This window comes from Georgenia sp. Marseille-Q6866 (genome assembly GCF_965111665.1).
In genome coordinates this window covers 26998-36384 of sequence record NZ_CBCOOR010000029.1, presented here as the reverse complement: position 1 = coordinate 36384, position 9387 = coordinate 26998, and the positions used below count along the sequence as shown (strand labels likewise).

Genomic DNA, 9387 nt, shown 5'->3' with positions numbered 1-9387 from the left:
CGCATACGCGACCACGTCCGCAACCTCGAGGCCCTGGGCTACAAGGTCACCCTCGAGCTCGCCGCCTAACGTCAACCACGCCAGCTGGCACCCGAGAGTCACCACATTTTCGGACTAGCTGTCGGCGGCGGAGGGGGCGGGGACGGTTACTCGACGGGCTCGAGGAGGCCGGTGTCGACGTCGTAGAGGAAGCCGCCGGCGGCGACGGTGTCCGGGATGAGCGGGTGGGAGCGCACCTTCGCCACCTCCGCCCGGATCGACTGGACCTGGTCGGTGATGACGCCGAGGGACATCCACGTGGCGTCCTGCCCCTGGCGGCGGCCGATCTCGGCCTGCAGCTCCTCCTCCGAGCGGGAGGCCATCGCGCAGCGCGTGTGGTGGACGACGAGCACCCGGTCGACGTTGAGCAGGTTTGTCCCGAGGACGAGCGCGACGAGCACCTGGTCGGTGACGCGGCCGCCGGGGTTGCGCAGGATCTTCGCGTCGCCCGGCACGAGGCCGATCATCCCGAGCGGGTCGATCCGCGAGTCCATGCAGGTGACGACGGCGACGCCCGCCCGGGCGACGCCGTCGAAGCCGGCGAGGGAGAAGTCCTCGGCGTAGCGGGCGTTCGCGGAGAGGAGGTCGGCAAAGGGGTCGGCAGAGCTCATGGGGTGCGACGCTACTCCGCTACGCGGTCGCGTCGCCGCCCGGCTCAGGTCCCGGACCCGTCCCGCTCGCTCGCGTGGACCGGGCGCGGAGCGTCGGCGAGCCGGTGGGTCCCCGCGCTGTAGCCGAGGGAGACGGCGAGGTAGACGACGGCGAGCACCGCGAAGACGACGCGGGACCAGCCGGTGTCCGGCAGCGCCCAGGCGCCGAGCGCGGCGGCCGCGACGAAGGCCGCGTTGTACATGACGTCGTAGAGCGAGAAGGCGCGGCCGCGGTAGTCGTCGTGGGTGTCGCGGTGGACGATCGTGTCGACCGCGATCTTCGCGCCCTGGACGCTCAGGCCGAGGAGCACCGCCGAGACGGCGACGACGACGAGCTGCGGGGTGGTGACGAGCAGCGCCTGGCTCAGGCCCCCGATCGCGAGGCACACGACGATCCACCGCGAGGGCGACATCCGCTCGTGCGCGAGCGGCGTGAGGACGATGGCGAGGCCGTTGCCGGCGAAGGAGATGCCGCCGAGGAGCGCGAAGGTGGCGAGCCCGGCTCCGGCGTCGGCGGGGTCGGACAGGAGGTTGCGGGAGATGAGGATGAGCGCCATGAAGTTGACGCCGTAGAGGAAGCGGTGGAGCGCCATGACGCCCAGCCCCAGGCCGGGGGTGCCGCGACGGACGAGGTAGCGCGCGCCGTCGACGAGGTCCGAGGCGGTCTGCTGGATCGCCACGGCGACGCCGGTGCGGGGCCGGACGGTGGGGCCGAGCTCGCCCCGGCGCAGCCGCAGGGCGAGGGCCGACGCGGCGGCGAAGAGGAGCGCGGCGGCGACGAGCGCGGCGGAGTTCTTGGCAGCGGCGGGCACGAGCAGCCCGGTGACGAAGCCGATGCCGCCACCGGCGACGGCGGACACGGCGCCCAGGGTGGGCGTCAGCGTGTTGGCCATGAGGAGCTGCTCGCGCGGGACGACGCGCGGCAGGCCGGCGGAGAGCGCCGCGAGGAGGAAGCGGTTGACGCCGAGGGTGACGAGGGCGAGGACGTAGACGAGCACGGACACGCCCGCGGTCCCGATGAGGACGGCGAGGAGGAGGGCGAGCACCACCCGCACGGCGTTGCCGACGAGGAGCACCTGGCGGCGGCTCCACCGGTCGAGCAGCGGCCCGGCGAAGGGGCCCACGACGGTGAAGGGCAGGAGGAGGACCGCGAAGGCGGCCGCGACACCGGAGGCGGTGGCCATGTTCGCGGGGTTGAAGAAGAACAGCGTGGCCAGGCCCACCTGGAACATGCCGTCACCGCACTGAGAGACGAGCCGGACGGCGAAGAGCTTCCGGAAGCCGGGGTGGACGGCGAGGGTGCGCAGGTCGGCGGGAATGCTCACCGGTGCAGGCTATCCCCCGGCCGACCGCCATCCGCCGTGCGCTACTCTCAACGGGATATATCGCAGCGATACATCGCGGCGACCGGTCGGAACGGGGAGGAGGACCCATGAGCACGCGTGCGGAGGTCCTCGAGCTCGCCATCCTCGGCCAGCTGGGCAGCGCGCCCATGCACGGCTACGAGCTGCGCCGGCAGCTGAGCGCGCAGCTCGGCGCCTTCCGCACCCTGTCCTACGGCTCCCTCTACCCCGCGCTGCGCCGGCTCACCGAGGCCGGCCTCATCGCCGAGGCGCCCACCGCCTCCCTGCCGCACCCGCTCGCCGGGCGCCGCGGGCGGATCGTCTACGAGCTCACCGCCGCGGGCCGTGAACGCCTGGCCGCGACCCTCGCGACGGCGGACCCCGCCGCCTGGGAGGACGAGGCCTTCGACGTCCGCTTCACCCTCTTCGCCACCACCGACGCCCGCACCCGGCTACGGATCCTCGAGGGCCGGCACGCGCGCATGGTCGAGCGGCTGTCCCTGCTGCGCGAGTCCACCCAGCGCACCCGCGAGCGGATGGACGCCTACACCGCCGAGCTCGCCCGCCACGGCCTGGAGCAGGTCGAGCGCGAGGTCGAGTGGCTGGAGAACCTCATCGACACCGAACGGGGCACCCCCGGTGCCCTCGACATGCGAACACCCGGACCCGCGGGCGCCTCGCCCGCACCCCCCACCCACAAGGAGCAAGAATGAGTTCAATCCGCGTAGCCATCGTGGGCGTCGGCAACTGTGCGTCCTCCCTGGTCCAGGGCGTGCGCTTCTACGCCGACGCCGACCCGGAGACCACCGTCCCCGGCCTCATGCACGTGACCTTCGGGGACTACCACGTGCGTGACGTCGAGTTCGTCGCCGCCTTCGACGTCGACGCGAAGAAGGTCGGCCTCGACCTCGCCGAGGCGATCAACGCGAGCGAGAACAACACCATCAAGCTCTGCGACGTCCCCGCCACCGGGGTCACGGTCCAGCGCGGCCACACCCTCGACGGCCTGGGCAAGTACTACAAGGAGATGGTCGACGAGTCCGACGCGGAGCCGGTCGACGTCGTCGCCGCCCTCAAGGACGCCCAGGTCGACGTCCTCGTCTGCTACCTGCCGGTGGGCTCGGAGGAGGCCGCCCGCTTCTACGCGCAGTGCGCCATCGACGCCGGCGTCGCTTTCGTCAACGCCCTGCCCGTCTTCATCGCCGGCACCAAGGAGTGGGCCGACAGGTTCACCGCCGCGGGTGTGCCGATCGTCGGTGACGACATCAAGTCCCAGGTGGGCGCCACCATCACCCACCGCGTGCTCGCCAAGCTCTTCGAGGACCGGGGCGTGCGCCTGGAGCGCACCTACCAGCTCAACGTCGGCGGCAACATGGACTTCAAGAACATGCTCGAGCGCGACCGCCTCGAGTCGAAGAAGATCTCCAAGACGCAGGCCGTCACCTCGAACATGACCGGCGAGCTCAGCGCCCGCAACGTCCACATCGGCCCGAGCGACTACGTCCAGTGGCTCGACGACCGCAAGTGGGCCTACGTCCGCCTCGAGGGCAAGGCCTTCGGCGAGGTGCCGCTCAACCTCGAGTACAAGCTCGAGGTGTGGGACTCCCCGAACTCCGCGGGCATCATCATCGACGCGATCCGCGCCGCGAAGATCGCCCTGGACCGCGGCATCGGCGGCCCGCTCCTGTCCGCCTCGAGCTACTTCATGAAGTCCCCGCCGGAGCAGCGCGACGACGACACGGCGCGCGCCGACGTCGAGGCCTTCATCGCCGGCCAGCTCGAGCGCTGACCCCGCGACGACGAGGACGCACCACCCGGCCGGCCGGGGGGTGCGTCCTCGTCGCGTGTGAGGGGCTTCGTCGAGACCCGCGGAGGGCCTGCGCGGATCGTGTGAAGGGCGCCCTGGACGAGCGCAGCGTCCCGGGGTGCGGCAGGGTCGGTACCGCATACTTGGGGGTCGCCGGGCACACCTGCCCGGCACACCGCAGCCGAGGAGGAGATGCGTGGCGGCCACACAGGAGCCGGGACGCCGGAGCAGCGCCACGACGAAGGGCCGCAAGCGCCGCTTCGACTACCCACGCTCGGGCAAGGGGCCGATCCGGCGCTGGCTGCCGAGCTGGCGGGTGGTGCTCGGCGCCGTCGTGACGGGCGTCGCGATCGTCGTCGGCGTCTTCGCCGCCGCCTACGTCACGACCGACATCCCTGAGCCGGGCGACTTCTCCCAGGCGCAGGGCACGCACGTCTACTTCGCCGACGACGAGACGGAGATGGGCAGCTTCGCGGAGTACAACCGCGAGATCATCGACCCGAGCACGCTGCCCGCCCACGTGGGCAACGCCGTCGTCGCCTCCGAGGACCGGCGCTTCTACGAGAACGTCGGCATCGACCCGATCGCCATCGGCCGCGCCCTGGTCAACAACCTGCGCGGCAACCCGACCCAGGGCGGGTCGACGCTCACCCAGCAGTACGTCGAGCGTTACTACATCGGCACGACGACGAGCTACGTCGGCAAGTTCCGCGAGGCGATCCTCGCGCTCAAGATCGACCGCGAGCTGTCCAAGGACGAGATCCTCGGCGACTACCTCAACACCATCTACTTCGGCCGCAACGCCTACGGCATCGAGACCGCCGCGCAGGCCTACTTCGACAAGCCGGCCGCCGAGCTCACGCTCTCCGAGTCCGCGCTGCTCGCCGGGGTGATCCCCGCGCCGAGCGCGTGGGACCCGGCCATCGACCCGGAGCGCGCCGAGGAGCGGTGGGCACGCACCCTGGACTTCATGGTCCGCGACGGCTGGATCACCCAGGAGGAGGCCGACGAGCAGACCTTCCCCGAGACGGTCGAGCACGTGCGCTCCGACACCTACGCCGGGCCGAACGGCTACCTCCTCGACATGGCACGCAACGAGCTGGTGAACAAGGCCGGCCTCACGGACGAGGAGATCGACACCCTCGGCCTGCGGGTGACGACGACGATCGACCCGCAGGCCCAGGACGCGGCCGTCGAGGTCGTGGACGCGCTGCCGGAGGACCGCCCGGAGGACAACCGGGTGGCGCTCGTGTCGATCGACCCCGGCTCCGGGCAGATCGTCGCGCTCTACGGCGGGCCCGACTTCGTGTCCCAGCCGCGCAACGCCGCCACGCAGGACGTGGCCCAGGCGGGCTCGACCTTCAAGCCCTTCACGCTCGTCGCGGCGCTCGAGGACGGGATCCCGCTGAGCCAGACCTACCCGAGCTACACGCCGATGGAGATCGAGGGCTTCGAGCGTCCGGTCAACAACTACGACGCCTTCAACCGCGGCTACATCGACCTCGTCACGGCCACCGAGCAGTCGGTCAACACGACCTACGCGCTGCTCAACATGGACGTCGGCCCCGAGCGGTCGGTCGAGGCGGCCGTCGCCGCGGGCCTCCCGGAGGACACGGCCGGCCTCGAGCCCGTCCCCTCCAACGTCCTCGGCCCGGCGTCCCCGCACCCGATCGACGTCGCCCGCGCCTACGCGACCTTCGCCGCGCAGGGGGTGCGGCACAACCCGTACATCGTCGCCGAGGTGACCGACGCTGACGGCAACGTCATCTACGCCGGCCACTCCAACGGCACGGAGGTCTTCGAGCCGGACGTCATGGCCGAGGCGACCTACGCGATGACCTCGGTCATCAACGAGGGCACCGGCGTGCGCGCCAACGACCTCGGCCGGCCCGCGGCGGGCAAGACCGGCACCTCGAACGAGGGCCGCTCGGCATGGTTCGCCGGGTACACCCCGCAGCTGGCCACCGTCGTGGCGATGTACCAGGTGGGCGAGGACGGGACCGAGGAGTCCCTCACGCCCTTCGGGGAGTACGCGTCGATCACCGGCTCGACCTACCCGACGACGATGTGGCGCGACTTCATGGCCACCGTCCTCGAGGACGAGCCGGTCGAGGAGTTCCCGGAGCGCCCGGCCCCGCCGGAGCCGACGTACGTGCCGCCGCCGCCCGCCCCGGAGCCGGAGTACGAGCCGGAGCCTGAGGAGACGGAGGAGCCGACGACCGAGGAGCCGACCGAGGAGCCGACGACGGACGAGCCGGAGCCCGAGCCGGAGCCGACGACCGAGGAGCCCGAGCCGGAGCCGGAGCCCACCACCGAGGAGCCGACCGAGGACCCGACCGAGGAACCGACGGGCGACGGCGAGGCCACACGACCCGCCCGCCCGGGCGGCGGTCAGGGCGGCCAGGGCGGTCAGCGAACACCGGGCGGCTGATCCGGTCCCACCTACGAGAGCGCAGCTCCTGCCGGAGCTGCGCTCTCGCGTCTCCGAGCCCGCGTGCGCCCGGGCGTGTGCCACAAAGGTCCCGGCGCCGGGAGTGCAGGAGGCGTCCGTCAAGCCGTGGGCCTTGCGCCGCAGCCCGGGCCAGGTGCTTTGTGGCACCCCCCCGCCGGCGCGGTCAGCCCAGGATGCGCGCCAGCCCGCTGACGAGCGCCCGGACGTCCTCCTCGGTCGTGTCGAAGGAGCACACCGCGCGGAGCACGCCCGCGGGCCGGTTCCACGCGAGGACCGGGAGCTGCGCCGTCACCGCCCCGACCGCCGCCGGCGGCACGGGCACGAAGACGGCGTTTGCCTCCACCGGGTGGACCGGCTCGAGACCGAGCTCGGAGCGCAGCAGCGCGGCGAGGTGGTCGGCTGCGTCGTTGGCGTGCTGCGCCGTCGTGCGCCACAGCTCGTCGGTGAGCAGCACGAGGAGCTGCGCGGAGACGAAGCGCATCTTCGAGGCCAGCTGGGTGGAGGCCTTGCGCAGCCGCGCGACCGGCTCCACGAGCGCCGGGTCGAGCACGACGATCGCGTCCCCGAACAGCGCCCCGTTCTTCGTCGCCCCGAAGGAGACGACGTCCACGCCCTGCGCCGTCGTGAGCGCGGCGAGGGAGGTGCCGAGCCGGGCGGCGGCGTTGGCCAGCCGTGCGCCGTCGACGTGGACGGAGGCGCCGTGGCCGTGCACGGCCGCGACGAGGTCGGTGAGCTCCTCGGGCCGGTAGACCGTGCCGAGCTCGGTGCTCTGGGTGAGGGAGAGGGCGGCGGGGCGGGCGTGGTGGACGCTGCCGTCGTCTGCGGCGAGGACGGCGACGACGTCCCCGACGTCGACCTTCCCGTCCCGTGCCGGGAGCGTGCGCACGGCGGCGCCGGCGACGAGCTGGGGAGCGGTCGACTCGTCCGTGGCGAGGTGGGCGTGCTCGGAGGTGAGGACGGCGTCCCACTTCTGCAGCATCGCCCCGAGCGCGACGACGTTGGCGCCCGTCCCGTTGAAGACCGGCAGGATCGTCGCGTCGGGGCCGAAGACCTCCCGGGCGCGGGCGTCGAGCGCCGCGGTGACGGTGTCGGCCCCGTAGGACGGCGCGTGTCCCTCGGCGGCCGCGGCGAGGGCGGCGAGGACGGCCGGGTGGGCGCCGGAGGCGTTGTCGGAGGTGAAGCCGCGCGTGGTCATGGGCGCCATTGTGCGCCCGACAGTGATGTGGATGACGCTCCGGGGGCACGTCGTCGTGCGTTAGAGTGGTGCGTTGGCCGCGGCCGGTGCGTACCTGCGTACCCGTCCGCAGCCGCAATCGCATCACCCTCCTGTCACGGACCGTCCGTGACCGCCAAGTCCAGAGGAGGTGGGTATAAGCATGCGCCAGTACGAGCTGATGATCATCCTCGACCCGGAGGTCGACGAGCGCACCGTCGCCCCGTCGCTCGACAAGCTGCTCTCGGTCATCACGACCGGTGGGGGCCAGGTCGACAAGGTCGACATCTGGGGTAAGCGTCGTCTTGCCTACGACATCAACAAGCGTTCCGAGGGCATCTACGCCGTCGTCAACATGACGTCGACGCCGGAGCTCGCCCAGGAGCTCGACCGCCAGCTCGGGCTCAACGAGTCCGTCCTGCGCACCAAGCTCATCCGTCCGGACGCTCCCTGAGCATCCCGACCACCCCCTGACCCCTAGAGGAGACCGACATGGCAGGCGAGACCGTCATCACCGTGGTGGGCAACCTCACGGCTGACCCCGAGCTGCGCTTCACCCCCTCCGGTGCGGCCGTCGCGAGCTTCACCGTGGCCTCGACGCCGCGGACGTTCGACCGGCAGTCCAACGAGTGGAAGGACGGCGAGACGCTGTTCATGCGCTGCTCGGTGTGGCGGGAGGCGGCGGAGAACGTCGCCGAGTCGCTCGCCAAGGGCAACCGTGTCATCGTCCAGGGGCGCCTCGTCCAGCGGTCCTTCGAGACCCGCGAGGGCGAGAAGCGCACCGTCGTCGAGATGCAGGTCGACGAGGTCGCTCCGTCCCTCCGCTACGCCACAGCCAAGGTCACGCGCACGCAGCGCGGTGGCGGCGGCGGTGGTGGCGGCTTCGGCGGCGGTGGCGGCGGAGGCCAGCAGGGTGGCGGTTTCGGTGGCCAGCAGAGCGGTGGCTTCGGTGGCGGCCAGCAGGGCGGCGGCTTCGGCCAGCCGGCCGGCGGCCAGGCCGACGACCCGTGGGCCACGGGTGGGTCGAGCTCGTTCGGTGACGAGCCCCCCTTCTGATCAGACGTACAGCGTGGCGTGAGCCGCGCATGAAGAACCCAAGGAGCACATCATGGCGAAGCCCGTACTTCGCAAGCCCGGCAAGAAGAAGGCCAACCCGCTGAAGTCGGCCAAGGTCGAGGGCATCGACTACAAGGACACCGCGCTGCTGCGCAAGTTCATCTCCGACCGCGGGAAGATCCGTGCGCGTCGCGTGACCGGTGTGTCCGTCCAGGAGCAGCGCGCCATCGCCAAGGCAGTCAAGAACGCCCGCGAGATGGCCCTGCTGCCCTACGCGAGCTCCGCTCGCTGACCCAAGGGAGACACACAATGGCCAAGCTCATTCTCACCCACGAGGTCTCCGGCCTCGGCGAGGCAGGCGACGTCGTCGAGGTCAAGGACGGCTACGCCCGCAACTACCTCGTGCCCCGTGGCCTGGCGACCGCCTGGACCAAGGGCGCGCAGAAGCAGATCGACCAGATCCGCAAGGCCCGCAAGGCCCGCGAGATCTCCACGGTCGAGGACGCCCGCGCGGCACGCGACTCGCTGCAGTCCAAGTCGGTCGTCGTCGCCGTGCGCGCCGGCTCCGGCGGACGCCTGTTCGGCTCCGTGACCACCGGCGAGATCGCCGACGCGGTCAAGGCTGCCGGCGGCCCGGCGATCGACAAGCGCAAGATCGAGGTCACCAACCCGATCAAGGCGCTCGGCGAGCACCGGGTGCAGGTCCGCCTGCACGCCGACGTCCAGGCCAACCTCACGGTCCAGGTCGTCGAGGCCTGACCAGGCCCTAGCCGTACTCGAGGCGCCGGCCGGTGGGAGACCACCGGCCGGCGCCTCGCGCGTTGTCG

The 9387-nt window shown here is 71.8% G+C and carries 10 protein-coding genes; 7 read left to right on the top strand and 3 right to left on the bottom strand.

Features of this window, described 5'->3' with window-relative positions:
* Nucleotides 1-146: 146 nt before the first annotated feature.
* Nucleotides 147-650: a beta-class carbonic anhydrase gene (locus ACWPXV_RS16785; protein ID WP_454086290.1), complete on the bottom strand. Its 504-nt coding sequence runs from the start codon at nt 648-650 to the stop codon at nt 147-149.
* A 44-nt stretch (nt 651-694) separates the two neighbouring features.
* The gene (locus ACWPXV_RS16780) at nt 695-2014 is read right to left on the bottom strand and encodes an MFS transporter (RefSeq protein ID WP_454086289.1); all 1320 of its coding nucleotides are present in this window, start codon (nt 2012-2014) and stop codon (nt 695-697) included.
* A 107-nt stretch (nt 2015-2121) separates the two neighbouring features.
* Between ACWPXV_RS16780 and ACWPXV_RS16775 the strand changes: the two genes are divergently transcribed.
* From ACWPXV_RS16775 to ACWPXV_RS16765, 3 genes are all read left to right on the top strand, one after another.
* Nucleotides 2122-2745 (top strand): PadR family transcriptional regulator, encoded by a 624-nt coding sequence (locus tag ACWPXV_RS16775; RefSeq protein ID WP_454086288.1) that lies wholly within the window; start codon nt 2122-2124, stop codon nt 2743-2745.
* On the top strand, nt 2742-3821 hold the full coding sequence (locus tag ACWPXV_RS16770) for an inositol-3-phosphate synthase (protein ID WP_454086287.1): 1080 nt from the start codon (nt 2742-2744) through the stop codon (nt 3819-3821). The genes ACWPXV_RS16775 and ACWPXV_RS16770 overlap by 4 nt, the downstream gene beginning before the upstream one ends.
* A 214-nt stretch (nt 3822-4035) precedes the next feature.
* Nucleotides 4036-6270 (top strand): transglycosylase domain-containing protein, encoded by a 2235-nt coding sequence (locus ACWPXV_RS16765; RefSeq protein WP_454086286.1) that lies wholly within the window; start codon nt 4036-4038, stop codon nt 6268-6270.
* A 184-nt stretch (nt 6271-6454) separates the two neighbouring features.
* Here ACWPXV_RS16765 and ACWPXV_RS16760 read toward each other — a convergent pair whose 3' ends face one another.
* Nucleotides 6455-7486: a threonine aldolase family protein gene (locus ACWPXV_RS16760; protein WP_454086285.1), complete on the bottom strand. Its 1032-nt coding sequence runs from the start codon at nt 7484-7486 to the stop codon at nt 6455-6457.
* Between the two features lie 181 nt (nt 7487-7667).
* On the opposite strand from ACWPXV_RS16760, the gene rpsF reads away from it, so the two are divergent.
* The 4 genes from rpsF to rplI are packed head-to-tail and all read left to right on the top strand — an operon-like array spanning nt 7668 to nt 9319.
* Nucleotides 7668-7958, top strand: a complete 291-nt coding sequence (gene rpsF / locus ACWPXV_RS16755) for a 30S ribosomal protein S6 (RefSeq protein WP_454086284.1) — start codon at nt 7668-7670, stop codon at nt 7956-7958.
* 38 nt (nt 7959-7996) lie between these two features.
* A complete protein-coding gene (locus ACWPXV_RS16750; RefSeq protein ID WP_454086283.1) occupies nt 7997-8560 on the top strand; it encodes a single-stranded DNA-binding protein in 564 nt (187 codons plus the stop codon).
* Nucleotides 8561-8612: 52 nt separating this feature from the next.
* A complete protein-coding gene (rpsR, locus tag ACWPXV_RS16745) occupies nt 8613-8852 on the top strand; it encodes a 30S ribosomal protein S18 (protein WP_110853882.1) in 240 nt (79 codons plus the stop codon).
* A 17-nt stretch (nt 8853-8869) separates the two neighbouring features.
* Entirely contained in the window at nt 8870-9319 is a 450-nt protein-coding gene (gene rplI / locus ACWPXV_RS16740; RefSeq protein WP_454086282.1) for a 50S ribosomal protein L9, read from the top strand.
* Nucleotides 9320-9387: the final 68 nt, after the last annotated feature.